The following is a 26,982-nucleotide window of genomic DNA, read 5'->3' on the forward strand; positions in this document are numbered from 1 at the left end:
TTTCCGATTCGGCTTTTTTATTGTTGCATAAATCTCTTTCTAAAATCAAGTTTGTCGATCCATGTCATTCAAAAAGCCTTCCTAATGATGGGAAAGCACTTTAAACCTTCCAAAGCCTGTTCCCAAATGTGGGAAAGTACTTAAAATCACCCAAAACCCATTTCCCAATTGCGGGAGAGCAGTTTGGAGCACCCAAAGCATGTTGCCCTATTGTGGGAGAGTAGTTCGAATCATCCAAAGCGTACTCCCAATTGTGGGAAAGTACTTTGAACCAATCCATACCTGATTCCCGATTGCGGGCGTACACTTCGAAACATTCAAGGTAAATTCCCCAATATGGGAACGCTTTTAAAATCATCCAAACAGGATTCCCTGTCATAAAAAAGTATTTAGCTTTATGCTTCCTTCAATATTTCCAAATCGATTCCCATTTTCCGCATTAAAATAGGAGCGTTAAAGGTTTTGCAAAATCCTTTTTGCACTTTGTAGTCAAAATAAAGCTGATCACCATCAATTTTAATATCGAAGAACCGGTTTTCAACCTGCCCGGGTAATTCTTCTTCCAGTATCGATAGTTCCAAATCATGTGTTGCCACCATCGCAACTGCATCGTGTTTCACCAGTTGCTTAATCAATGCTCTCGACCCTGTATGCTTGTCTTTCGAATTGGTTCCTCTCAAAATTTCATCCAATAGTAATAATGTCTTCTCTTTTCGATTTACTTTTTCTATCACCTGCTGAATTCTCTTTAGTTCTGCATAAAAAGAAGATTCATTTTCTTCTATCGAATCTTTAATTCTCATAGAAGTGTTGATTTCCACATTTGAAACCGTCATTTCCTGAGCACAAACCGGAGCTCCTGCCAATGCCATCACAACATTCACTCCAACGGTTCGCAAAAAAGTACTTTTTCCGGCCATATTCGATCCTGTAACAATATGAACGGTTCCCGGCCCGTTTAGTTGATAGTCATTATTTACTCTTCCTTTCTCATCAATCATCGGATGACCAGCTTGCTTTACATTCAACTCAAAGTGTTTGTCTGAAATTTTTGGAAAAGCCCATTCTTCATGGTTAAAACTTAAATTGGATAAGCTGGAAATGGCTTCAATCTCACTGATTGCATCAAACCATTTTTCAATTTCAGCACCATAATTTTGTTTCCACTTGTCGATACGAAATAAAATGTGCAATTCATAGAAAAACAGTAGATTAAGCAATATTTGAACCATTACATTTAATCGTTGATCTAATAATTCAATAAGCTTGCTTAGTTGCTGTATTTTTTTTGATGTTAACCGATCATTACTACCCAACTTGCTCTTTAGTTCATTTAATTTTTCAGAATTCCAGTTCTCTTTTTCGAACTGCTCAATAATATAGGAGTAGGTTTTGAGCATTTCCCCTCTTTTTGAAGTTTGTTCATGAGCTCTGCTCACTTTCCTGAAGTTATAGTAGTGAATTCCAATACTAGCCAATATCATTATTGTAATAGGAGCTTGCGAGCCGATAAAAGAATATACCAAGGCTCCCAATGAAAGTAAAGGCATAATTGTAACAGCGATTTGTAATACTTTCTTTCCATGAAAAGGTGAGGGCTTTTTACCCCATTCAATTACAAAACCGGGGTCATCATTTTTTAGATTGTTCGCAAAGCCATATTGAACGATATTTTGTCTCCAATCAATCTTTTTTGCCAATTCTTTAACCGCTTCCTGTCTTTTGCTGATCTCTTGATTAGGTGATGGCTTTTCGAGCCAGCTGGCAAGAGTATTATTACCTGTTTTAGTAACGCTCCGGTTGATTAATTGAAAAAGAGAATGTTGTCCAAATATGTCCAGATCTGATGCATAGGAATGATTCGGTTTCAGATACTCTTCGCCATCATAAAAAAGAGTACTATGGCGTGTTTGCAAGCAATTAATTTCATTCTCGTTAATTTCGATCAAGGCGTGCAGCCTTTTTATATTTTTACTGTTTCGATTGTATTTTCTTACAAAATAGATCAGCGAGAATACTAATGTGATAGCCACAGCACTTGCAATTAATGCAGAATAGGATAGAAAACCATAAAAAAACACGAATGCTCCAATTGCAGAAAAAAGACGCAAAAACGAGAGGTTTCGATTCTGTTTTTGAAGAACACTTGTTTGCTTTTTAAATGCATGTATTCGATCGGTGTAAAAGGATAGTTTTTGATTCATTTTTCGTTTTATTGTAGTTTTATCAGCTAATGTAAGCGAAATTTTAGCTGTTTGATATTTATATGAGTTGTGAATATATTATAAATCTAAGGCAAACTTGTGTTTTATGTCAAAAAAAATCAATATCAGATTTAATCCTCAATTCTTGATCTATATGATCGAAATTTTATATTAAACTCTATATTTTAATCATTTGTCAAAAAATTATTTTTCTTGAATTATGTTTTTTCGCTCATACATTCATGTGGTTCACTCATTTTCTTATCGTCCTCACTAATAACTTTTTGATTACAGTTTTTTATGAATTAATTTCATTTGTGTAAAAAATAAGTGCACTATATCTTTTACCAGGCGTTCACCGAAAAGCCTTATTAGAGTAGGTTATGAAGAATTGAGTAAAACGATCTTCATGTAACTAAAAAAATATTGAAATGAAAACTGATACATTGAATAAAGAAGCTATTGAAATGCGTACAAACATGATTCCTGAAATTAAGACCAGTTACGGGAATTACAGTGAATTGTGGAGAACATCCATTTCAGATATTACAGTTTTAGGAGCTGGAGAGCTAACGTGCAGAATAACCCGCCCAAACAGTGGAAGTGCAAAGGGTGGATATCTTTATATATATAAAGATAAAATAGAGGGGACTCCTCTTGTTAGACAATATTTTGCCGGTCAGGCGAGTGGTATTGTAACAATTATGAGCAATCAGATTGATTTATTCAATGGTCATTACGTTTTGGCTTATGGACCTCACTTTACAGACCAAGTAAATATTATTGCAGCTACTGTTCAATTGGATAATGGTTATGCATACAATCAGGAATCTTCTGTTTGCACTCCAATTCAAGCTTCGATAAATCAAGTCACTTCTCATTACATCTTCGCAAGTAATTCTTTAGGGTTTAGTCACTACGATTCTACAGTTATTCTTCGGGAAGGAAATGTATTTGGAGAAGGAAATGAAGTTGCAAGAGCATATATTTCAAAGGAATCCAATAGGATAGGAACCAATGTAATGCATGCAAATTTGAAGCACAAACAAGCTTATAATGTGAGTATTAATATATATTCGTCTGTTCGGCCTGTAGCTGGTTATACTTTTACACTGGAGTAAGATTAATTGTTTAATGGCTTACAGTAATATCTTAATGATATTAGATTTTATAATATCCGGCAATTAAATTTTGCCGGATATTTTTTATATCAATTTCATTTAAAACACTTTCTCGTTCAAATTTGTGATCAACAGTTAGGTTAAGGATATTTAGGTTTACTTACCCACTTTATCTGATCACTTTTTTTTTGAATATTAAATACTTCTTGACGCCACTTCACTGCGAATGGTTAATGCTATGTGTTTGGGAAGGCATTCTTCATTCTATATTCAGAAGGCAATCAGGTAATATAATTGATACTGTCACAATGTTTCATGGCAAGGCCTTACCATAACTTATAAGTTAATCACTCATGAAATTTCAATGTTTATGTACAAAAAACATCCATTTGTCACTTTGGTTCTTAATCAACTTAATTTTTAAATGAGAAATAAAGAACAAGCTTTTTCGATTGTATAGTACGAAAAAGTTAATTGTTGCCATTTAAGCATAAATCTCTTTGGAATCGAAAGACAGAATATACAAAATAAACAAAGCTCAATATTTGGTATTTAAAAAGAATCAAAAGTGAAGAGATTTACTCTCTAATATGTCCATCTCCGGTAATTAACCACTTATAGGAGCATAATTCTTCCAAAGCCATAGGTCCACGGGCGTGTAATTTTTGCGTGCTTATCCCAATTTCAGCTCCCAATCCAAATTGTGCCCCGTCTGTAAATGCAGTTGAAGTATTGGAATAGATTGCAGCAGCATCAACTACTGAGTAAAAGTCACTTATAGTTTTTGAGTTCTCGCTTATTATGGCCTCGCTGTGCTTGGAACTGTACTTATAAATGTGATCTGTAGCCTCATGGAAATCATTCACTGTTTTAATCGACATTTTGAGACTTAAGAATTCCGTTCCAAATGATGATTCATCTGCTTTATTAAGCAGATTTTTTGGATAGGCATTTTCAATTGCATGATAAGCTTCTTCGTCAGCAAATATTTCAACATTTTTATCCTGTAGTTTACTTACTAATTCCGAGAGATCAGCAAGACGACTTTTATGAATCAAAAGACAGTCCAATGCATTGCATACGCTTACACGGCGTGTTTTTGCATTAAATACAATCTGCTTTCCTTTTTGTAAATCTCCGTCTTTATCGAAATAGGTGTGTACAATACCAGCACCGGTTTCGATTACTGGAACTTTAGAGTTTTGCCTCACTGTGTTGATGAGATTTTGAGAGCCTCTTGGTATTAAAACATCAACAAAACCTACTGCGTTCATTAATTCTGAAGCAGCCTCTCTGGCTGAAGGCAGTAATTGAATGATTTCAGGATCAAGATGATTATCTGCAAGTGTTTTTTTTATTAATGCTACCAAAGCCTTATTTGAATTTTCAGCATCGCTGCCACCTTTTAAAACGCAGGCATTACCCGATTTAAAGCAGAGAGCAAATACATCCAGCGTAACATTCGGACGAGCCTCATAAATTACACCTACAGTTCCCAATGGAACACTAACTTTTTTAATTAATAATCCATTTTCAAGCGTTTTTTCAGAGAACACTTTTCCTAAAGGAGAAGGCAGTTGAATTGTATTTTCTATATCATTTGCTATTCCGTTAATTCTTTCGCAGCTTAATAGCAAACGATCGTATTTTGGATCGTATTCAGACATACGTTCCAGATCTTTCTGATTGGCCTCAAGAATTTGTTCTGTGCCTTCTCTAAGAGATTTTGCAAGTTGTTCAAGAAGATTGTTTATTGTTTCAGAGCTAATCAGACACATGGTTCTGGAAGCATCTTTGACTTTATGTAATTGTTCTGTACAGATCATATTTTGTTTTTTTGTTTGAATTTGAGAGTCCATCTAAAAGTTATGCCTTATTTTTTAATTGGTGTAATTATCTGATATCAAAATGCATCATTAATAAAGAAAAAGATAATCGTAATGAACCAGAGGTTTTGTTCCGGTTTTTCCGATATAACTTTCCGCTTTGGTTTTATTATATTGAGTTTTCCCAAGCCCAATTACCTTACCCGATAAACCAACAATTTTAATAATATCTCCTTTTTCAAAATCTCCGCTAATTTTTATAACACCAATTGGCAATAAACTTGTAGCTTTTTTTGAGCACAAAGCCTCTTCAGCACCTTTGTTAATTACTAATTGGGCTTTTTCAAAGCCATCTGATCCTGCCAGCCATTGTTTTACAGTTGAAGCCTTTTTGCTTGCCGTAAAGCTTGTGTGGTTTACTTCGTCAGGCGAATTAACCAGTTCCAGCACAATATCATCAATTCCTCCATTGGCAATATGTACAGGTATGCCGGATTTGGCAACTCTTCCGGCTATACTGCACTTGGTTAACATTCCACCTCTTCCAAAATTGGATTTTTTAGTGGTGATATATTGTTTTAACCTGTTAACGTCACCATTTACAGTTTGTAATAATGTGGAATTATTATCATTTGGATTTCCAGTATAAATTCCATTGATATTACTTAGTAAATAAAGCGCTTCAACATCCATCATCGAGGCGATCAGTCCGGATAGCTCATCGTTATCCGTAAACATCAGAGCAGTAACTGATACGGCATCATTTTCATTAATAATTGGAAGAATTCCATTGTTTAGAAGAGAATTTAAACAGTTCTTCATGTTTAGATAGTGTTCCCGTGTTCTAAAATCTTGTTTTGTAACAAGAACTTGAGCACACTCAATTTCAAATTCTTTAAGAAAGACAGAATAGACATTCAGTAACTCTACCTGACCAACTGAGGACCATATCTGTCTTGCTGAAACAGTATCAATCTTTTCAGGCAGTTTTACCTTACTTCTTCCTGCTGCAACGGCTCCCGAAGAAACAAGAATACACTGTATTCCCATTTTTCTTAGCGAAGAAATTTGATAGACGATGTTTTTAATTCTGGATGTATTTAGTTCTCCATTCTCTTTGGTAAGAACATTAGAGCCTATTTTAATGCAAATTCGTTTCATATGATTATAATTTTAAACTTTTGCCATATGGAACTTACCATGCTGAAATAATCATCCCCCTGTGTGTAGAAAGCTTTATACATGGACGTTTCATACTTTAATATATGTATATGACAATTTGAAGTACGGGAATAGAATTCTGTACCTATAAATTGGAATGAGTTAAAAAATAAGTGCCTGTTCAATGAATAATGAAAGGCAAAAAGAAATGTTTATTTCAGGATGCTGTTTGAGAGATACCCAAAGGGATGGGAGGGAAGAATGAAATAAAAATTCAGACACAGTAATTCAGAAGAAAAGATGGAGCCTTTTGCTTCTGTTTGTAAACTTTTATGGATAAGAAATTTCATACCTTTCATTTTGGTAATGCTTGATAATTACAAATCCCCCTTGTTTTAGTGAATCAAATATAGGAATTTTTTCATGAGATGATTCCATTACATCTTGATATGTTGAGTGTTGAGAATAGCATGGAAAGGTTTGCGTTATAAATTCCATGTGGAATACAAATCGGATCAGTGAGCTTTTGTGTATTGTAAATCAATTGATTGTATTGATTTTGAAATGGCTGGAAATACTATTAAGATATTTTCCAAATAATTATTTTTTTCCAGTTTAATTGCCTTCTCAATTTTATATCTTTGTTACTGATATAAAAAATTAACTATGACTGTACATACAAATCCATTACTAAACGAATTTACAACACCATATGAAGCGGCTCCGTTCGAATCCATTGAATTGAATCATTTTTTGCCTGCTTTTACTGAGAGTATTGAGATTGCGAAAAAGGAAATAGATCAGATTGTTGACAATGCCGAGGAGCCAAATTTTGTGAATACGATTGAGGCTTTGGAGTATTCCGGACATCAATTGGATCGGGCAGCTTCCATTTTTTTCAATTTAAACCATGCCAATACAAATGATGAGATGCAGGCATTGGCAAGAGAAGTTTCGCCCATGCTGACGGAGTTTTCAAATGACATCATCATGAATGAGAAACTATTCGCCCGTGTGAAGGATGTTTATCATCAAAAAAGCGAATTGAAACTTACGGTTGAGCAAGAAAAGTTGCTGACTGACCGATACAAATCATTTGTAAGATCTGGAGCAAATCTGGAAAAAGAAAAAAAGGATCAGATTCGGGAAATATCTAAAGAACTTTCCAAACTGACATTGCAGTTTGGCGAAAATGTTTTAGCTGCTACCAATAATTTTGAGCTTCACATTACTGATAAAAATGAATTATCAGGTCTTCCTGATGGAATTATTGAGGCTGCCGGCATTGTTGCAAAGGAGGAAGATAAAGAAGGATGGATATTTACTCTGCAATTTCCCAGTTACGTTCCTTTTATGCAATATTCAGATATTCGTGAGTTGCGCGAGAAAATGTTTAAGGTATATTCTTCACGTTGTTTTAACGATAAATTCGATAACCAAAAAATAGTAAAGCGGATCGTAGAACTGCGATTAAAGAAAGTTCAGCTGTTCGGATACACTTCTTATGCCGATTTTGTTTTAGAAGAGAGAATGGCGAAGCAATCAAGTAAGGTGACAGATTTTCTAACCGAATTATTGGATGCTTCGATGCCTAAGGCCAAAGAGGAATTTAAGGAATTGCAGGCGTATGCAAAAAGTTTAGGTGCTGATTTTAAATTAGAACGGTGGGATTGGGCTTATTACGCTGAAAAACTGAAAACAGAAAAATTTGATGTTAATGATGAAATTACCCGACCATACTTCGAGTTGGAACGAGTTAAAAAAGGCATCTTCTCTTTGGCTGCACGCCTTTACGGGATAAAATTTAATATTAATCCTAATCTTCCGAAATATCATAAAGATGTTGATGTGTATGAGGTGACTGATGATAAAGGAGAGTTTTTATCCTTATTATATACTGATTTTCATCCTCGTAGTTCAAAACAAGGAGGAGCATGGATGACGTCCTTCGTCGATCAATACCGTAAGAAAGGTACGGATCATCGTCCGCATATTTCCATTGTTTGTAACTTCACAAAACCAAGTGAAATAAAACCATCATTACTTACTTTTAATGAGGTAACTACCTTTTTGCATGAGTTTGGTCACGCTTTGCACGGAATGTTGTCAAAATGCACATACAGCAGCCTTTCCGGTACAAATGTGTATCGTGATTTTGTTGAGTTGCCCTCGCAATTCATGGAAAATTTTGCTACACAAAAAGAATGGTTGGATGATGTAGCCGAACACTACCAAACAGGAGAAAAGATTCCTGCTGAGATTGTGCAAAAGATTATCGACAGCGAAAATTTCTTAAGTGGATATTCATTTGTGCGTCAAATTAGTTTTGGACTAAATGATATGGCCTGGCATAGTGTAACTGAGCCCGTGGCCGATGAAGTTTCAGTTTTTGAGGATAAAGCGATGTCTTCAACTGAATTGTTTGATCGGGTAGAAACAAGCTGTATGAGTACAGCATTTTCTCATATTTTCGCGGGAGGTTATGGTGCAGGTTATTATGGGTACAAATGGGCTGAGGTTTTAGATGCAGATGCTTTTGACGCTTTTAAAAGTGCTGGGATATTTAATAAAGAAATTGCGAAATCGTTTAAAGAAAATATCCTTGAGAAGGGAGGAAGTGATCATCCTATGAACCTTTACCTGAAATTTAGAGGTAAAGAACCTTCCATTGAACCTCTTCTTAAGAGAAGTGGTCTGAAATAGATTAATCATACAAAAATTGGGAGCTGTTTTTTTTAGAACAGCTTTTTTTTTGATCAAAAATAAAAATGAACATAAGTAGTGAAGTTGATTAAGATAATTATGAGTTTTAGTATCATATTAATCAGACGAAATGAACACACAAATATTTTCATAAGTGAAAAATTGACGTCTTTTTTCTCCAATTTGGATAAATATGTTTTTAAAAATATAGTCTGACAATATTCATCGCTGTTTTACAGGCAGTTGTGGTTTTGTGAATTTTGACAAAAATCCTTGTTATTAAAAGAGGTGCGTCTATTTTTGCCGGCGAATTTTAAACACTTAAACTAACGATTAAAAAATGGCTTTTGTAACCAAAGAAAAATTTTTGTCAAATGAATGGCTTAGTGCCTATGCGTACTTAATACTGGGAAGTATCATTTTTGCTGTTTCTGACATTTTATTTGTTGTACCTTATAAACTGGCACCAGGAGGTGTTTATGGTATTGCGACAGTTCTAAACACAATGTTTAGCTGGAAAATCAGTTATTGTACTTTTGCCATGGAAATTCCCTTGGTAATTTTAGGAACAATAATTCTAGGCCCTCGATTTGGAGTTAAAACGATTGTAAGTATTGGTGTAATTTTGTTCACAGTTTGGTTTATGGAAACCTTCATTTCTCCAGATTACGCAAAAGTTATTGCAGATCCAATGCTGAATACAATTGTAGCAGGTGTATTTTATGGAATCTCAATTGGATTCATATTTAAATCACGTGCAACTTCAGGCGGATCTGATATCATTGCAATGATTTTGGCCAAATATACTAAGCTTTCGCTGGGAAAGTTGGTGATGATTGTAGATGGTATAATTGTTCTGTTTACACTTGCTCAACCTAGCGAAACAGGAACCATTGGGTGGGAGTTTGCTATTTATTCTTTAATCATTATTTACATTGAAGGTAAGATTATCGATATGGTTGTTAGTGGCGCAAATTATCACAAGACAGTTATGATAGTTTCCGATCAATTTGAGTCTATTTCTTCAAAAATCAGAGATGATTTGAAACGAGGTGCGACAATTTTTACCGGAACCGGGGTTTATTCAGGAGAAGAGAAAAAAATGGTTTATTCTGTAATGAGCCGTAGAGAATTAGAGATTCTTAAACTGCATATTAAAGAGGTGGATCCTTCTGCTTTTGTTAATGTTACCGAAGCGAATGAAATTCTGGGTGAAGGTTTTAAATCGCTGAATGAAGAATAAGATTATTTTTAAATATTTTTCAAAATCCCTCCCTAATATGGAGGGATTTTTTTATTTTTGTTGCTAAGTCTAATGCAGGTTTATTCATTGTGATAAAGAAAATGAATTTATTGTTTGTTAAAAGAGCCTCTCTGCAATTTAGACTTGTATTGTGTTTGTAATGCACGGAGCAATTTCATTCGTGTTAAAATATATCTGTAAAAAGTTGTGAAATAATTTGATTTTCAAGAAAATTATTACGTATTTTGCGACCTGTTTGAAAAGCGTTTAAGGAAAAAAATAATCTGGACTATGTCAAGAGTTTGTCAAATTACTGGAAAGAGCGTAATGGTTGGGAACAATGTTTCTCACTCAAAAAGAAGAACTAAGAGAAGATTCTATCCAAATCTTTTCGATAAGAAGTTCTATCTTCCTGAAGAGGATCGCTGGATTGAGCTAAGGATTTCTGCTGCAGGAGTACGACTAATTAATAAATTAGGAGTAAAAGGTGCACTTACTAAAGCTCAAGAAAAAGGATTTATTAAAAAATACTAAAAAGGCATAGAAAATGGCTAAAAAAGGTAATAGAGTGCAAGTAATTCTTGAGTGTACTGAGCATAAAGACAGTGGTATACCTGGAACTTCAAGATACATTACTACTAAGAATAAGAAAAACACTCCTGATCGTATGGAGATGAAGAAGTATAATGCAATTTTGAAAAAAGTAACTGTTCACAGAGAAATAAAATAATTGAGATATGGCTAAGAAAGTAGTAGCATCCCTACAAAAAGGTGAAGGCCGTGGTTTCGCTAAAGTAATCAAAATGGTGAAATCTCCTAAATCTGGTGCATATTCTTTTAAAGAGGAAATCGTACCGAACGAAAACGTTAAGGATTTCTTTGCTAAATAGTAAAGACGTTCATATAGCATTGAATATTAAAAGCTTCCTAATAAAATTAGGAAGCTTTTTTTTATCTAAAAACATAAGTTTACTTCTTCAACTCTATTACGTTTATTGTTAATTGCTTGTAAGCTCATTTTTTTGTACTTTAGCAGGCTAAAATTTAATTAGAAATGGGATTATTTGGAAGTTTTTCGAAATCAAAAAAAGAAAATCTTAATAAAGGACTTGCTAAAACAAAGGATAGTGTTTTTAAGAAATTAACTCGCGTTGTTGTAGGTAAAGCCACCGTAGATGATGATGTCCTTGATGAATTGGAAGAGGTTTTGATATCTTCAGATGTAGGAGTTGATACAACCTTGAAAATTATTGGGCGAATAGAAAAACGTGTAGCGGAAGATAAATTTCTTGGGGTATCCGAATTGAATCGCATTCTTAAAGAGGAGATTGCGGGTTTGTTGAAGGAAAATAATAAGGGTGATTACGAAACATTTGATTTGCCAAAATCAGATCATCCTTATGTAATAATGGTTGTGGGTGTTAATGGTGTTGGTAAAACAACAACTATTGGAAAATTAGCTTATCAGTTTAAAAAGGCTGGGAAAAAAGTAACACTTGGTGCAGCAGATACATTTCGTGCGGCTGCCGTTGATCAGTTAATAATTTGGTCCGAAAGGGTCGGGGTTCCTGTAGTAAATCAGGGAATGGGCGCTGATCCGGCTTCTGTAGCATTTGAAACTCTTACTCAGGCAAAGGCAAATGGTTCTGATGTAGTAATTATTGATACTGCGGGGCGTCTGCACAATAAAATCAACTTAATGAATGAGTTAAGTAAGATTAAGCGTGTTATGGATCGTGTTGTTCCGGGAGCTCCGCATGAAATTTTATTGGTGTTGGATGGATCAACCGGACAGAATGCTTTTGAGCAGGCAAAACAATTTACCTTAGCAACCGAAGTAAATGCATTGGCTATTACAAAGCTGGATGGTACTGCAAAAGGAGGAGTTGTTATTGGTGTCTCTGATCAATTTAAAGTGCCTGTAAAATATATAGGTATTGGGGAAAGCATGGAAGATCTGCAGGTATTTAATCGAAACGAATTTGTTGATTCGTTATTCAGTTAATCGAATCTCTTGATAATAATTGAAAAGGCTGTCCCCAAAAGGCAGCCTTTGTTATTCTTAACTCGCTAATAATTTCAATTCAAATGGAAAAAAGAGTTTTTTCTCTTATTTTTGCCAAAAATTAAGTCGTTAAAAGGAAATCTATATATGAATCAGACGAAAATAAATATTGTTAGTTTAGGTTGTTCAAAGAATTTAGTTGACACTGAGTTGTTGATGAAACAGCTGGATGCCAATCAATTTCAGGTTGGTTGTGATGAAGAGAATAGTGATGCAAGAACTATCATTATTAATACCTGTGGATTTATTGGGGATGCTAAAGAGGAGTCGATTGATATGATTCTGCAATATGCAGAAGCAAAAAAAGCTGGAAGAATAGATAAGCTTTTTGTGATGGGTTGTTTGTCGGAGCGTTATCGTGATGATTTAGTAAAAGAGATTCCTGAAGTAGATCACTTTTTTGGTAAATTTGAATGGCAATTGATTGTAAAAGAATTAAACAAGGATTATAAACCTGACTTTAAGAATTTTAGAATGATTACTACGCCTAAGCATTTTGCCTATCTAAAAATCTCTGAAGGGTGTAATAGATCCTGTTCGTATTGCGCCATCCCTATCATTACAGGGAAGCATGTCTCCAGACCTATGGAAGATATATTGGAAGAGGCAAGGGGACTGGTAAAAGATGGGGTAAAGGAGCTGTTGGTGATTGCTCAGGACTTATCATACTATGGATATGATTTATATAACGAATCGAGACTTGCTGAATTGGTTCAGTTGCTTTCTGAAATAGACGGTTTAGAGTGGATTAAGTTACATTATGCATATCCTACTCAATTTCCATACGGAATTCTTAAGTTGATGCGTGAGAATCCTAAAGTTTGTCGTTACCTTGATATTGCCCTTCAGCATTCCAGCGATAATGTATTAAACTTAATGCGTAGAGGTATTAATCGTGAGAAAACTATTGAGTTGATTACTAAAATTAGAGCGGAGGTTCCGGGAATTACTCTTAGAACTACAATGTTGGTTGGTCATCCTGGTGAAACCGAAGCCGATATGAAGGATCTTATGGCATTTGTGTCGGAGATGAAGTTTGAACGCTTGGGAGTTTTTCCATATTCAAATGAAGATGATACTTATGCAGCAATCAATTACGATGATAATATTCCTTTAGAGATAAAGGAAAGCAGGAGGGATGATATCATGGCTTTACAGCAGGAAATTTCGAGAGCAGTGAACGAAAAAAGAGTAGGGGAAGAATTAAAAGTTGTAATTGATAGAAAGGATGTTGATTTCTACTACGGACGAACAGAATTTGATTCATATGAGGTTGACCCTGAGGTTTTAATTCCAATAAATGGAGCCGATCTTAAAATTGGTGAGTTTTACACTGTTCGAATTAACGATTTTGAAGATTACGATTTGTTTGGAGAAATAATATAAAAATAAGGCAGATCGGTTGATCTGCCTTATCTTTTAAAATAAACTTCCTTGTACTTGATACATTCCGGTTTTCTTCAACTCAAAGAAACAATCGGCACATGCTTTTACATCAGCGAGAGCATCATGAGCACCGTCAAAACCTTTTTGAAACAGGAATTGATGAAGTTCAGTTAAATTAGGCCATTTGTAACCACTTCTTCCAGGAATCTTGCAGACATTGGTGGTGGTTTTCATGGTACAAATTTTAGGGATGTCAATCAATCTGCTTTTGATATCTTTCCTCAGAAATTCAGCTCCAATAATTACTTCATCAAAGCTAATGTTGTGAGCAATTAAAAAATCAGCCTCATTTAATACTTTTGAAAACTCATTCAATACTTCAGACAAGTCAATTCCTTCATCAATAGCCTTCTGTGTGGAAATGCCGTGAACATTAGATGCTTCAGGAGGAATTATAAATCCTTCGGGGATAATGATTCTGTTTGCTCTTTTAATTTCATTGTCCCGACTGTCATAAAGAAGCCAGGCTAGTTGAACGAGTCTGGGCCAGTTATCCAAATCTGTAACGGGAGCATTCCAGCGTTTTGGCAGGCCGGTTGTTTCTGTATCGAAAAATAAATACATATGCTTTCTTTAAAAAAAGCTCCATAAAGGAGCTTTTTTAATTAATTACTGTAAATGTTAAACCAATGCTTTAGCAACTTTTAATGCTGCTTCATAGTTAGGCTCCTCAGTCATTTCTGCTACATATTCTACATATTTTACTTTGTTGTTTTTATCAACAACAACAATGCCACGAGCAAGAAGACGTAATTCTTCTACTACAAAACCATATTTTAATCCAAAGTCAAGTTCTTTGTGATCCGAAAGTGTTACTAAATTTGTAATTCCTTCAGCGCCACAGAAACGACCTAATGCAAATGGTAAATCATTAGATAGGGTAATGATTTGAATATTTTTATCAAGAGAAGCAGCTTCTTTATTGAATCGATGAGTTTGAGCTGAACAAACGCCGGTATCAATCGATGGGAAAACAGATAGAATCTTCACCTTCCCATCAAAATCAGATAGTTGAACAGGAGCAAGTTCTTGGTTAAGGGCTGTGAAATTACTTGCAGTCATTTCAGTTTTTACTTCATTCCCAAGAAGAGTCATTGGGTTTCCTGCAAACGCAACTTTTTTATTGTTTTTAGTCATAATGATATTTTATTTTGTCGTTTCAATCAAAGGTAATAATTGTTTTGAATTACTCTAAATAAAAATTGAACTGAAATATAAAAAATAAAGCCGGAAAATATTCCGGCTTTATTTCTATTCAACTACTTTATGTTGTTTCAGAATTTTGGTTGTTATTTTTTGTTTGGCTTTATCAAACCCAACAGAAATTGTATCGCCTTCTGAAATGCTCGCTCTAATAATGACTTCAGCCATTTCGTCCTCCAAATATTTTTGAATAGCACGTTTTAATGGACGAGCACCAAATTGGACATCATATCCTTTTTCAGCAATAAAGTCTTTGGCCGGAGCAGACAATTTAATGTTGTATCCCAGGTCATTAACCCTCTTGTATAATCCATCAAGTTCGATATCGATAATTTTATGGATATCTTTTTGGGTTAGAGAATTAAACATGATCAAATCATCAATTCTGTTTAGAAATTCAGGAGCAAATGCTTTTTTCAGTGCTTTTTGTATAATATTGCTGGTGTAATCATTAGAATCAGTTCCTCCGGATTGGAAGCCGATTCCTTTTCCAAAATCTTTTAATTCTCTACTTCCTATATTGGAAGTCATTATGATAATACTATTTTTAAAATCAACCTTACGGCCTAAACTATCAGTCAATTGGCCATCATCCAGTACTTGTAACAGTATATTGAATACATCCGGATGAGCTTTTTCAATCTCATCTAAAAGTACTACAGAGTAGGGTTTACGTCTAACTTTTTCGGTCAACTGCCCACCTTCTTCATATCCTACATATCCCGGAGGAGCTCCAACTAATCTTGATACGGCAAACTTCTCCATATATTCACTCATGTCAATTCGTATCAGCGAGTCGTTGCTATCAAACAAATAATTTGATAAAACTTTAGCTAGTTGCGTTTTACCAACTCCAGTTGGTCCAAGGAATATAAATGTACCAATTGGTTTGTTTGGATCTTTTAAGCCGGCTCTATTTCTTTGAATAGCTTTAACTACTTTACTAATGGCGTCTTCTTGTCCAATGACCCTCCCTTGAAGTTCACCAGCCATTTTAACGAGTCGCGAGCCTTCTGCCTGAGCGATTCTTTTTACAGGAACGCCGGTCATCATAGCTACTACTTCCGCGATATCATCTTCTGAGACCTTTTCTTTTTTAAGGCTAAGTTCTTGTTCCCATTTGTCTTTTTCCCGCTCTAAATCTTCCGAGTAGCTTTTTTCTTTATCTCTGAAGCTGGCTGCCAGTTCAAATTTCTGAGCCTTAACAGCTTTAATTTTGTTTTGGCGGGTTTCCTCAATTTTTTTCTCAAGTTCCTCGATGATCACAGGCACATGAATATTTGATATGTGAACACGCGAACCGGATTCGTCAAGAGCATCAATTGCTTTATCAGGAAGATGTCTGTCACTTATGTATCTGGATGTTAGCTTTACGCAAGCTTCAATTGCTTCTTTTGTATAGAAAACATTATGATGGTCTTCGTATCGTTCTTTGATATTATTTAGGATTTCTATTGTTTCCTCAGGAGAAGTTGGCTCAACCATAACTTTCTGAAAGCGTCTTTCTAAAGCACCATCTTTTTCGATGTTTTGACGATACTCATCAAGGGTTGTAGCACCAATGCATTGAATTTCACCTCTAGCCAAGGCAGGTTTAAGCATATTTGCAGCATCAAGCGATCCGGTAGCACCGCCAGCTCCTACAATTGTGTGGATTTCATCGATAAAAAGAATAATATCATTCGTTTTTGAGAGCTCATTTAAAATGGCTTTCATACGTTCTTCGAACTGACCCCGGTATTTTGTTCCTGCAACAATTGATGCCAAATCAAGAGAGACAACTCTTTTTCCAAATAAAACCCGCGATACCTTTTTTTGAATGATTCTTAATGCAAGTCCTTCAGCGATAGCTGATTTTCCAACGCCTGGTTCGCCGATTAAAATAGGATTGTTCTTTTTTCTACGACTTAGAATTTGTGCAAGTCTCTCAATTTCAATCTCTCTTCCAACAATTGGATCCAGTGTACCTTCTTCTGCTGATTTTGTGATGTCAATACCAAAATTATCCAGTACAGGAGTTTCAGATTTTCCTCTGGCAGTTGTTCTTTTGGATTCTCCACCAAATTGCCCACTTTTTCCTTCACTGTCTTCTGGCGTATAGTCAGCCTGAGCTTTTGGGAAAAGTGTTTTTAAATTCTCTTTCACCTTATTGTAATCAATAGTATTGTCTTCTAATACTTGAGTTACCAAACTTTTTTCATCTTTTAAAATGGCTAAAAGAAGGTGACTTGTGTCTATCGTATTGTTTTTTAATGCCTTAGCTTCAAGATATATTAATTTAAGAACACGTTCTGCTGACCTTTGCAGAGGAATATTATTTTGATCCAAGTCAGAAATAGTATCTGATTTTAGATTTTTCTCTATGTTTTTTCGAATATCGTAAAGGTCAACTCCTAACGAAATTAGAATGTCGACAGCAATACCTTCACCTTCACGAAGAATCCCTAAAAACAAATGTTCTGTTCCAATAGCATTGTTTCCAAGCCTTTCAGCTTCCTCTTTGCTATAAGAAAGTACATCTTTAATACGAGGCGAAAATTTAGAATCCATATAGTAGGTTTTTTAAATTTTTTAACAAATTAATGGTAAATCAATCGGAAAATAGATTCCGGTTTTTTAATGCAACATTAAAATAACGAAAAATAATTAGATACAAGCCTAAATGGGCTATCAATTTTTTACACTAATTATATCTTTAGAATGAATTAATCTAATAATCAAGCTGTAATGCTTAATTGATTAAATATTTATCTTAATCCATGTGTAAATAACGCTTCCTTTGTTACGCAAAATCTACATATTTTGTTACTTTTGTTATTCCGATAAATGTTTAGAATTTTAAAAGAAATATAATGACTACGGGAGAGAGAATTATACGTATTAATATAGAAGAGGAAATGAAATCTGCCTACATTGATTATTCAATGTCGGTGATTGTTTCCAGAGCTTTGCCAGATGTTAGGGATGGATTAAAACCTGTTCATCGAAGAGTGTTATTTGGAATGGGTGAGTTGGGAATGACTTCAACGAAACCTTATAAGAAATCAGCTAGAATTGTTGGAGAAGTATTAGGTAAGTATCATCCGCACGGTGATAGTTCTGTGTACATGACAATGGTTCGTATGGCTCAGCACTGGTCATTGCGTTATCCTCTCATTGATGGTCAGGGAAATTTTGGTTCTGTTGATGGAGATAGCCCGGCCGCTATGCGTTACACTGAGGCAAGAATGAAAAAAATTGCCGAAGAAATCTTAGCGGATCTTGAAAAGGATACGGTTGATATGACTCCCAATTTTGATGAATCATTGAAGGAGCCTACTGTTCTTCCGACTCGTATTCCAAATCTTTTGGTGAATGGTGCTTCGGGTATTGCTGTAGGTATGGCCACAAACATGGCGCCACACAACCTATCTGATGTTATAGATGCTATTATTGTATACATTGAGAACAACGATGTTTCGATGGATGACTTAATTAGTATTGTAAAGGCACCTGATTTTCCTACCGGTGGTACAATTTACGGTTATCAAGGGGTTCGAGATGCTTTTGAGACAGGTAGAGGGCGTGTTGTTGTTCGTTCTAAAACGACTATAGAAACGACTGATACTGGTCGCGAAAAGATAATTGTAACAGAGATTCCTTACATGGTTAATAAGGCTGAGCTGATAATGAAAGCTGCAGACCTGATTAATGATAAAAAAATCGAAGGGATTTCAAATGTAAATGATGAATCAGACCGTAACGGTATGCGTATCGTTTTCGATCTTAAGAGAGATGCAATTGCAAATGTTGTTTTAAACAAATTGTTTAAATACACTCAAATGATGACCTCGTTCAGCGTAAATAATATCGCGTTGGTTAAAGGGCGTCCAAAGATGCTGAATCTTAAGGATTTGATCATGTATTTTGTTGAACACAGACATGATGTTGTTGTTCGAAGAACCCAATTTGAATTAAAGCAGGCTGAAGCTAAAGCGCACATCTTAAAAGGTTTGATTATAGCATTAGATCATATTGATCAGGTTATTGCCTTAATAAGAGGCTCCAAAACACCAGAAGAGGCAAAATTAGGCTTAATGTCTAATTTTGAATTGGATGAACTTCAAGCTAAAGCTATTCTGGATATGCGTTTGCAGAAACTTACCGGTCTTGAGAGAGATAAGCTGCATGCAGAATATGAAGAATTGATGAAGTTAATTGATTATCTGAACTCAATTCTCAATGATGAATCCATTCGAATGGGTATCATTAAGGATGAACTTATAGATGTAAAAGCGAGGTATGGTGACGAAAGAAGAACAGATATCGTTTATTCTTCAGAAGAGTTCAATCCTGAAGATTTTTATGCCGATGAAGAAATGGTTATTACTATTTCAAGAATGGGATATATTAAACGTACTCCTCTTTCTGAGTTTAAAACGCAAAATAGAGGTGGAGTAGGTTCTAAAGGAAGTATAACAAGAGAAGAGGATTTCTTAGAACATATGATTATGGCGACAATGCATAATACTATGTTGTTTTTTACCGAAAAAGGAAAATGTTTTTGGTTGAAAGTTTATGAGATTCCTGAAGGGACTAAGCAATCCAAAGGCAGAGCAATTCAAAATTTATTAAATATAGAACAAGACGACAAAGTAAAAGCTTATATCAATGTTCTTAATTTAAATGAAGAAGAATATATAAATAGTAATAACATTGTTCTTTGTACCAAGAAAGGGGTTATTAAGAAAACTTCATTAGAAGCATATTCTCGCCCTCGAGTTAACGGAGTAAACGCAATAACCGTTCGCGAAGGAGATCAACTATTAGAGGCAAAACTGACTAATGGCGACAATGAAATTCTAATTGCCGGACGTTCCGGTAAAGCAATTAGATTTGCCGAAAGTCAAGTTCGCCCAATGGGGAGAACAGCTTCCGGAGTGCGTGGAATCACACTGAAAGATGAGACCGACGAAGTTGTTGGCATGATATGTGTTGAGAATGGAGAAGAGGATATTCTTGTTGTTTCTGAAAATGGTTTTGGAAAGCGTTCTAAGATTGATGATTACCGAATTACCAATAGAGGTGGTAAAGGGGTTAAAACCATTAGTATTACAGAAAAAACCGGTGATTTAATTGCCATTAAAAATGTTACAGATAATGAGGATTTAATGATCATTAATAAATCTGGAATAACAATTAGAATGGCTGTTTCTGATTTAAGAGTTATGGGGCGTGCTACCCAGGGTGTTCGTTTGATTAACTTGAGTAAGAAAAACGATTCTATTGCAGCGGTTGCTAAAGTAAACTCTTCAGATGAAGTTTCAGAATTAGATATTGAGGAATCAACTCAAGAAGAGGTGTAAAATAGATACTTAGACTAAATATAAAGAAAACAATCTTGTTCATGGTATAGAATAAAAATATATTTTTGTTCGAAATTGTTATTAAAACTAAACATTGATTATGAGAAAATTATCATTCATTCTAGTTATGCTTATGTGTGTTGCAAGTGTAAGTGCACAGAAAAGCAAAGTGACTGGAGCCCAGAATTATCTTACTTCTGGTAAGTTGGATAAAGCAAAAGAAGCTATTGATGAAGGGGTTCAGGACGAAAAATGTGTGGCATATGCTAAAGCATATCTTGTAAAAGGAAAAGTGTATCAAGGAATTTTTGAAAGTCCTCTTCCTGCGTACAAGAAATTGGCAGAAAAACCGCTTGATATTGCTTTCGATGCCTATATGAAGGCTCTTGAGTTAGATGAAAAAGGGAAAATGGAAAAGCCTGTTAAAGCGCAGATGACAAACATGATTCCTGATTACACAAACGAAGCTGTTAATTTATATAATGAAGGAGATTTTCCTGGCGCTTTAGCTGCTTTTGAGCGTGTATTGGAAATTGAGGGAATGGATATGTTTAAAGAAAATGCTACGATTGATACAGCTGTCATTTTTAATGCAGGTATGACTGCTCAAAAGGCAGATCAATTAGATAAAGCAGCAAAATATTACAAGCAATCTATTGAATACAACTATGGTGGAGCAAAAACCTATGCTAATTTGTCCAAAGTTTTAACTGATTCTGGAAATAAAGAAGAAGGAGTTAAATATCTTCATAAAGGATTCGAGCTATATCCTAATGATTCATGGATGTTAGTTGAGTTGATCAATCATTATATGTTAGGTGGAGAGCCTCAAAAAGCTGCTGATTATTTAGATAAAGCGATTGAGTTAGATCCAAGTAATGCTTCTTTTTACCGTGCAAAAGGTACTTTGTACGAAAAAACTGAAGAATTTGCTAAGGCAGAAGAGATGTATACTAAAGCATTAAGCATGGATCCAATGATTTTACTTCTCAGTATAATCTTGGCTTACTAAAACTTAATGCAGCTATTCAAAAGCATAAGGCCGCCAATGAAATAATGGATGCTAAAAAGTATAACGAAGCAATTAAGACTGTTTATGCGGAATACGAAGCTGTGATTCCTTATTTCGAAAAGGTTCTTGAAATGCAGCCAGATGAGAAAAATTCAATGATTACTTTGAAAGAATTGTATTTCAAACTGAGAAATGAAAACGAAGTTTACCTTGAAAAATACAATAAGATTAAAGATAAGTTGGATGGCATGGAGTAACGTAAAATACGTTAGAAATAAAAGGAAGTTTAGGCTTCCTTTTATTAGATATATTAAATTAACATAATATGAATTATAAGACAAATGTAGTTTTCAAAGAATTAAAAATTGTAATTGTTTAAAGAAACTTCTGTAAAACTTCCATTAGTTTATGAGGATCAATAGGTTTTGTAATAAATTCATTGGCACCAGCTTTAAAACACTCTTCCTTTTCATTATTAAATGTAAATGCTGTTTGCACTATAACCGGTATTTTATTATTGATTGCTTTAATTTGTTTTATTGCATCCAATCCACCAATCTCAGGCATCCTCATATCCATTAAGACCAAGTCAATTTGCGGATCATTTGCCTGGCATATTTCGATGGCATCTCTGCCATTACGAGCCCAGATTACATTTGCATCAGTTAATTCAATTATTGCATTTAAGTAATTGAAATTGGATTTAACATCTTCTGCAATTAAAACATTGCGATTGGTATAATCTATTGATTTTACCCCTGAACCCTCAATTCTACACTCAGACTTATCTGAAGATTCTCTTAATAGTTTAAGATTTGACTGCCCCAAATTATGTACTTTAAAATAAAAATTGGATCCGATTTCAATTTTAGAATCAAACCAAATTTCCCCTTCTAAAAGCTGTACCATTTTTTTACAAAGAGTTAAACCTATGCCTGAACCTTCAAATTTTCTGGTGGAACTGCTTTCTCCTTGCCTAAATAGATCGAATATAACATGTTGATTCTCAGAAGAAATACCAGCCCCTGTATCTTTTATGTAAAATATTGGATTAGTTTCGTTTTCTATGAAATACCCTATTTCTATAATTCCTTTTGTTGTAAATTTAATTGCGTTATCAATAAGATTTTCAAATATTTGAACTATTTTGTTTTTGTCTGAATTAATAGAGAATTGTTCACTGTTCTCTGGCAAAACAAGTCTTAATTCAAGACTTTTATCAAGTCCGTGGCTTGTTTCAAAAACTTTAAATAAGTCAGTTATGACTGGATTTAGTACGAATTTTTCTTTTTGAATTGATAATTGATTTGTATCCATTTTGGAAACATCAATCAAGTTATTGATAAGTTTTAAAAGTTTTTTGCTATTATTTGAAATGTGATTAATGAAACCATCTCGTTGATTTTTATTTAGATTGTTATCTGATAATAGATTCGAAAATCCTACCATGGCATTAATAGGTGTTCGAATTTCATGGCTTATGTTGGAAAGAAAAGCTGTTTTTAATTTTTCAGATTCTTCAGCTTCTTTTTTCGCTTTTTCAAGTTCTTTTTTTGTTTCTGTTATCGTTATTAAATCCTGCAACGATGTTGCATGGGAAATGCAAGCTTGAATAGACACTGAAAATTTGTCTAAAACATTCTTTAATTTGGTTTGGTCTATTTGGCTCCAAATTCGTTTCTCAGAAGATGAATATAGCACCATAAATCCAATCTCGCGCAATTGAAAAAAGGTTATTGCTCCTCCTTCTTTTACTTTAAAACCAATTTCATTACTAATTTTCTGAGTAAGAATACATGAAAATGAATTTTGGCTTGCAAAACAACGATCAATAAAATTAGAATTACGTATTGAGCAATTCTCAAGTTTGATAATTGGATGAGAATAAACCGCTTTTAATCCATGTTCTTGCTCTGTAAATGAAATATTACTATTCCGAATCCAAACACCTCCAAACTCTATGTTTTTGATTGACATTAGTGTATCTAAAAACCTTCTGCAATTTTCCTTCAAATCTAATGACTGACCAATAGATAAGGATAATTCGTACAGAAATGAAATGTCTTTTATAATATCGTTAGTTTGCATTCTTATCTAAATATGAAAAACCTAGAACTATTGATTTATTTAATATTTCAGGATATCCTTCCCCACTTGAATATATCTCTCCAATTGAAAGAGCTCCTTCTAAATTAACTTTATTTTGATTGGTTTTTATTTCTTCAGTTAAATTAGAGAGTTCCACATAGAAGTCATCATTTAAATGATTTGCTCTTGAGATGCAATTGAAAATTAGTGCATCCGCGATTTTCGATTTGGCATCGATACTTTGATAAACAAGATTCTTAGATACAGATTTAAAATTCTCTTTTTCCATTGTCATGAGGTCAATAACTGAATTTTCAGGAATGTTACCTACACATTGTAAATAACCTTCTTCAGAAACTCTCATTGGATCTCTAATTATATATTCACTATTCTCCTTATAGATCCCAAATGGATAATGAATTGCATTTATCTCAAAATTCTCTTTGTTAATTTTAATATTTAATGCAGTTTTTAAAAATCGTTGATAAACAATAAATGCATTTTCCCAATTAAGTTCTTTAATAAAGTTTTTATCTGTTTTTGTAGCAATAAAGGGACCATAAAGCTTTGTCCAACCGTGCAATGAGCCTGTTGTAGCCTTATTTCTTGTTAGCGTAATGATTGTTCCTGTATTAAAAACGCCATCATTGCTTATTAAAACACCTTCATTATGCTCTTTAGTTCGGCCAGCACCACCACCAAGAAATTTAACATCATTTCCTAAATGAGTATATAAGGATCTTAAGTGTTCTGAACTATCAGAAGATAAACCGGAAGTTAGAACATAAACAGTTGAAAAAATCGCGTTGCTAAATTCAGAAATTTGCCGGCTAAAAGTTTGAGATGAATCAAAATAAATTGAAATGGCATTATTGGGTAACCACTTGATTACGAATCCTGTGCTGGATGTCTTGTTGTTGTGTATTATTTTGGGAAAAACACCACCAGTAAATCTTATTTTCTTGTTATTCAATGAATTAACAAATTCCTTTAAAGGGATTTTAGAATCTTCCCCAATAAGGATAAAGGCAAATGCATTGTTAGAAGACGTATTGGTTTCTAACAAATAAAGTATTTCGTTCAGACTTGGATTTTCCAGATACATTACCTCTCTCCTCTTCGATTATATTCATTACAATTTTAGCGAATTTATGACTATTAACCGATTGCTTTTGATTAAAGATCAATAATGTCATGTCAAGGCTTTCAATTGTATTATCAGGGGAGAAATTAAAAAAAAACTGACTTTTTTAATGCAAAGCCAGTTTTCTATTAGGTTATCTAATTTTTTTGAATGATTTATTGACTACATCTGTGAGTCGTTTGAAAACATCTTCTTCACTTCCCAATCCATTTACAATTTCAAATTTATCCTGTTTGGAGTAGTAGTTACTCACTTTTATACTTCTTTTCTCAAATTGCTCTAGTCTGTGAATAATGATATCAGTATCATCATAAAGTCTTTTTCCTTCCGTTTTCCCTCTGTAGGTCAAACGTTTAATCGATTCGAGCGTAGAAACATCCAAATTAATTGAAGAAGTTACAACCGAACCAAGTTTTCTTAACAGACCATCTAATATGTATGCCTGAACAATTGTTCGTGGAAATCCCTTAAAAATAAAGCCATTGGCATCTGGATGTTTCCGAATTTGTCTTTCAATTAAACGAATAGCAATTTCATCAGGAACAATATCTCCTTTTTCCATATATGTCTTTGCACTTTGTCCCATTTCTGTGTCCTTTTTGATTTCCTGACGCATCAAATGTCCTGTTGAAATGTATTCGAGATTAAATTGTTCGGCTAATTTTCTTCCTTGAGTTCCTTTTCCTGATCCGGGAGGGCCTAATAAAACAAGATTAATCCATGATTTTTGAAGGGTTTGGTCTACTACTGAGGTCAATCGTTCAAAAATCTGGTCAATACCACCTAACCCATCAATACCATGATATATTTCTTTCTCCTTATAAAAATTTGCAACCGGAGCAGTTTTAGTATCATATTCTTTTAGTCGAACACTAATTACTTCCTCGGTATCATCTGATCGATTCTCCTTTTTTGCACGATCCAATAAACGATTGCGAAGTTGATCTGTGGGAACTTCTAAACTTAGCATACAGTCAAGTTTAGTATTCATTTTTAACAGCAAGCCTTCAAGAATATAGGCTTGTACAGTTGTTCTTGGAAATCCATCAAAAAGAAAACCATTTACCTCAGTATCGGTTTGAATACGTTCTTCCATGATTTGAACGATAATTTCATCGGGAACAAGTCCCCCCCTTTTTATAATGTCTTTAGCTTGCAGACCCAACTCGGTTCCTTCGGCAATCTCACCTCTTAGAATATCACCTGTTGATATATAAGCAAGATTGTATTTTTCGATAAGCATTTTTGATTGAGTTCCTTTACCTGCTCCAGGTGGGCCAAAAAGTGCAATATTTAACATGTACTGAAATTTAGATTTGTTATGGTTGTAATTGGTTCAAAAATAATAAAAATTTGATTTGATAAGAGAAATTATTCAAATGTTACTCTTCGAATTATTTAAGAAAAATCAGAAATGAGATTTTATGACTATTTAAATTTCTAAAAGTGCTGAGAGCCCAGCATAATAGATGTAATAATCCCAAAAAAAAGAAGGTTGGAAAAACAGGTCCGTTCCAAAAGGAATAATTAGCTATTGCAAAAAATATGTATCCCCAAATTAAAAGAAGGCTTCCTATAAATTCAAATTTCCATACTACAATTAATCCCATTAGCATTATGATATTGGCTGAAAACAACTTGATTTCTTGTTCAGACATCAAATTTAAATCGGGAGAACCAATTTGGATTGCAAACCAAATAAAAAATAGGAATAAGAAAATTCCTAAAAAACGTGCAATCCAACGAAGTATGGTAACAAATAGTTTCAAATTTTGTCCTTTTTACGATTTGGAAGATTTTTAAATATGCTTTTATCAAATATAGCCGAATTAATAGGCAATTGAAAATTACGGCACTAGAATAAATTAAAAAAGGATACCTGAGCATCAAATAGATGGTGTAGTTAGTTGAATATTAGTAGATTTAAATTGACATTCTTCTAGTAAAGTCTTATATTTTATTTAGGGAATAATCAACTTAAATATATTGTTATGAAGGCTAATTACTTATGTCCAAAGTGCAGAATTTATCTAAATGTTGGAGATCAAATTGTTATTTCGGCTAAAAATGAGAAAGGATATAAAGGGATTCTATTGTTTAGTATTCATTTAGGAGATTATGAAATTAAAAAGCATTCCAATTTTGATATAGAAGAGAATGAAAGCCTCAGCATGTTTTGCCCTTGTTGTCATAAAAGTTTAAGACATCCGAAGGTTCACAATAATATTTTTAAAATTTTAATGCAGGATGCTGAAGATCAGGAATATGAAATTCTATTCTCGGGCGTGTACGGAGAAAGATGTACCTATCAAATTAAGGAGGAAAAAGTAAGTTCTTTTGGAAAAGATGCTGGAAAATATCTCAATTTCACAAATCTAATTAACATGTCCTAGAAGAGTGACAAAATTATGAGGAAAAATA

The 26,982-nt window shown here is 34.1% G+C and carries 23 protein-coding genes; 12 read left to right on the forward strand and 11 right to left on the reverse strand.

What is annotated here, in order from left to right; translation table 11 throughout:
- Positions 1–100: 100 nt before the first annotated feature.
- Positions 101–379, reverse strand: a complete 279-nt coding sequence (locus ACHZAX_RS08915) for a hypothetical protein (protein WP_320018847.1) — start codon at positions 377–379, stop codon at positions 101–103.
- A 16-nt stretch (positions 380–395) separates the two neighbouring features.
- Positions 396–2,204, reverse strand: a complete 1,809-nt coding sequence (locus tag ACHZAX_RS08920) for a MutS-related protein (RefSeq protein ID WP_320018848.1) — start codon at positions 2,202–2,204, stop codon at positions 396–398.
- Positions 2,205–2,635: 431 nt separating this feature from the next.
- Here ACHZAX_RS08920 and ACHZAX_RS08925 point away from each other — a divergent pair, with 431 nt between their 5' ends.
- The gene (locus ACHZAX_RS08925) at positions 2,636–3,325 is read left to right on the forward strand and encodes a hypothetical protein (RefSeq protein ID WP_320018849.1); all 690 of its coding nucleotides are present in this window, start codon (positions 2,636–2,638) and stop codon (positions 3,323–3,325) included.
- Positions 3,326–3,903: 578 nt separating this feature from the next.
- Here the strand turns inward: ACHZAX_RS08925 and ACHZAX_RS08930 are convergent.
- Positions 3,904–5,151, reverse strand: a complete 1,248-nt coding sequence (locus ACHZAX_RS08930; protein WP_101309596.1) for a glutamate-5-semialdehyde dehydrogenase — start codon at positions 5,149–5,151, stop codon at positions 3,904–3,906.
- Between the two features lie 90 nt (positions 5,152–5,241).
- The gene (proB, locus tag ACHZAX_RS08935; protein WP_101309558.1) at positions 5,242–6,312 is read right to left on the reverse strand and encodes a glutamate 5-kinase; all 1,071 of its coding nucleotides are present in this window, start codon (positions 6,310–6,312) and stop codon (positions 5,242–5,244) included.
- Positions 6,313–6,978: 666 nt separating this feature from the next.
- Here proB and ACHZAX_RS08940 point away from each other — a divergent pair.
- From ACHZAX_RS08940 to rimO, 7 genes are all read left to right on the forward strand, one after another.
- Positions 6,979–9,015, forward strand: coding sequence for a M3 family metallopeptidase (locus ACHZAX_RS08940; RefSeq protein WP_320018850.1), 2,037 nt, complete (start codon positions 6,979–6,981; stop codon positions 9,013–9,015).
- A gap of 340 nt (positions 9,016–9,355) precedes the next feature.
- A complete protein-coding gene (locus ACHZAX_RS08945) occupies positions 9,356–10,258 on the forward strand; it encodes a YitT family protein (protein WP_101309560.1) in 903 nt (300 codons plus the stop codon).
- Positions 10,259–10,549: 291 nt separating this feature from the next.
- The gene (gene rpmB, locus ACHZAX_RS08950; protein ID WP_096432400.1) at positions 10,550–10,792 is read left to right on the forward strand and encodes a 50S ribosomal protein L28; all 243 of its coding nucleotides are present in this window, start codon (positions 10,550–10,552) and stop codon (positions 10,790–10,792) included.
- A gap of 13 nt (positions 10,793–10,805) precedes the next feature.
- Positions 10,806–10,988 carry a 50S ribosomal protein L33 gene (rpmG, locus tag ACHZAX_RS08955; protein ID WP_101309561.1) on the forward strand — a complete coding sequence of 61 codons (183 nt, stop codon included), beginning with the start codon at positions 10,806–10,808 and terminating at the stop codon, positions 10,986–10,988.
- Positions 10,989–10,995: 7 nt separating this feature from the next.
- A complete protein-coding gene (locus ACHZAX_RS08960) occupies positions 10,996–11,148 on the forward strand; it encodes a DUF4295 domain-containing protein (RefSeq protein ID WP_101309562.1) in 153 nt (50 codons plus the stop codon).
- A gap of 164 nt (positions 11,149–11,312) precedes the next feature.
- Positions 11,313–12,263: a signal recognition particle-docking protein FtsY gene (ftsY, locus tag ACHZAX_RS08965; RefSeq protein WP_320018851.1), complete on the forward strand. Its 951-nt coding sequence runs from the start codon at positions 11,313–11,315 to the stop codon at positions 12,261–12,263.
- Positions 12,264–12,410: 147 nt separating this feature from the next.
- Positions 12,411–13,709, forward strand: coding sequence for a 30S ribosomal protein S12 methylthiotransferase RimO (rimO, locus tag ACHZAX_RS08970; protein WP_320018852.1), 1,299 nt, complete (start codon positions 12,411–12,413; stop codon positions 13,707–13,709).
- Positions 13,710–13,742: 33 nt separating this feature from the next.
- Here rimO and ACHZAX_RS08975 read toward each other — a convergent pair whose 3' ends face one another.
- From ACHZAX_RS08975 to ACHZAX_RS08985, 3 genes are all read right to left on the reverse strand, one after another.
- Positions 13,743–14,333, reverse strand: coding sequence for a 3'-5' exonuclease (locus ACHZAX_RS08975; protein ID WP_320018853.1), 591 nt, complete (start codon positions 14,331–14,333; stop codon positions 13,743–13,745).
- Between the two features lie 57 nt (positions 14,334–14,390).
- Positions 14,391–14,906, reverse strand: coding sequence for a thiol peroxidase (gene tpx / locus ACHZAX_RS08980; RefSeq protein WP_101309566.1), 516 nt, complete (start codon positions 14,904–14,906; stop codon positions 14,391–14,393).
- A 114-nt stretch (positions 14,907–15,020) separates the two neighbouring features.
- Complete coding sequence (locus tag ACHZAX_RS08985; RefSeq protein WP_101309567.1) at positions 15,021–17,522, reverse strand: ATP-dependent Clp protease ATP-binding subunit; 2,502 nt, start codon at positions 17,520–17,522, stop codon at positions 15,021–15,023.
- A gap of 302 nt (positions 17,523–17,824) precedes the next feature.
- On the opposite strand from ACHZAX_RS08985, the gene gyrA reads away from it, so the two are divergent.
- The 3 genes from gyrA (at position 17,825) to ACHZAX_RS09000 (ending at position 21,586) form a co-directional block, all read left to right on the forward strand.
- Positions 17,825–20,317 (forward strand): DNA gyrase subunit A, encoded by a 2,493-nt coding sequence (gene gyrA, locus ACHZAX_RS08990; protein ID WP_320018854.1) that lies wholly within the window; start codon positions 17,825–17,827, stop codon positions 20,315–20,317.
- Between the two features lie 100 nt (positions 20,318–20,417).
- On the forward strand, positions 20,418–21,329 hold the full coding sequence (locus ACHZAX_RS08995) for a tetratricopeptide repeat protein (RefSeq protein ID WP_320018855.1): 912 nt from the start codon (positions 20,418–20,420) through the stop codon (positions 21,327–21,329).
- Between the two features lie 44 nt (positions 21,330–21,373).
- On the forward strand, positions 21,374–21,586 hold the full coding sequence (locus tag ACHZAX_RS09000) for a hypothetical protein (protein WP_320018856.1): 213 nt from the start codon (positions 21,374–21,376) through the stop codon (positions 21,584–21,586).
- 118 nt (positions 21,587–21,704) lie between these two features.
- Here the strand turns inward: ACHZAX_RS09000 and ACHZAX_RS09005 are convergent, their stop codons facing one another.
- From ACHZAX_RS09005 to ACHZAX_RS20835, 4 genes are all read right to left on the reverse strand, one after another.
- A complete protein-coding gene (locus ACHZAX_RS09005; protein WP_320018857.1) occupies positions 21,705–23,417 on the reverse strand; it encodes a response regulator in 1,713 nt (570 codons plus the stop codon).
- Positions 23,407–24,522, reverse strand: a complete 1,116-nt coding sequence (locus tag ACHZAX_RS09010; RefSeq protein WP_320018858.1) for an FIST signal transduction protein — start codon at positions 24,520–24,522, stop codon at positions 23,407–23,409. Before ACHZAX_RS09010 ends, ACHZAX_RS09005 begins: the two co-directional genes overlap by 11 nt.
- A 172-nt stretch (positions 24,523–24,694) precedes the next feature.
- Complete coding sequence (locus ACHZAX_RS09015) at positions 24,695–25,861, reverse strand: adenylate kinase (RefSeq protein WP_101309572.1); 1,167 nt, start codon at positions 25,859–25,861, stop codon at positions 24,695–24,697.
- Positions 25,862–25,955: 94 nt separating this feature from the next.
- Positions 25,956–26,330, reverse strand: a complete 375-nt coding sequence (locus tag ACHZAX_RS20835) for a DUF7670 domain-containing protein (RefSeq protein WP_425436089.1) — start codon at positions 26,328–26,330, stop codon at positions 25,956–25,958.
- Positions 26,331–26,552: 222 nt separating this feature from the next.
- Between ACHZAX_RS20835 and ACHZAX_RS09020 the strand changes: the two genes are divergently transcribed.
- A complete protein-coding gene (locus tag ACHZAX_RS09020; RefSeq protein WP_101309575.1) occupies positions 26,553–26,954 on the forward strand; it encodes a hypothetical protein in 402 nt (133 codons plus the stop codon).
- The last annotated feature ends 28 nt before the right edge of the window (positions 26,955–26,982 follow it).

Source organism: Labilibaculum manganireducens (assembly GCF_963665805.2).
GTDB classification, from domain to species: domain Bacteria; phylum Bacteroidota; class Bacteroidia; order Bacteroidales; family Marinifilaceae; genus Labilibaculum; species Labilibaculum manganireducens.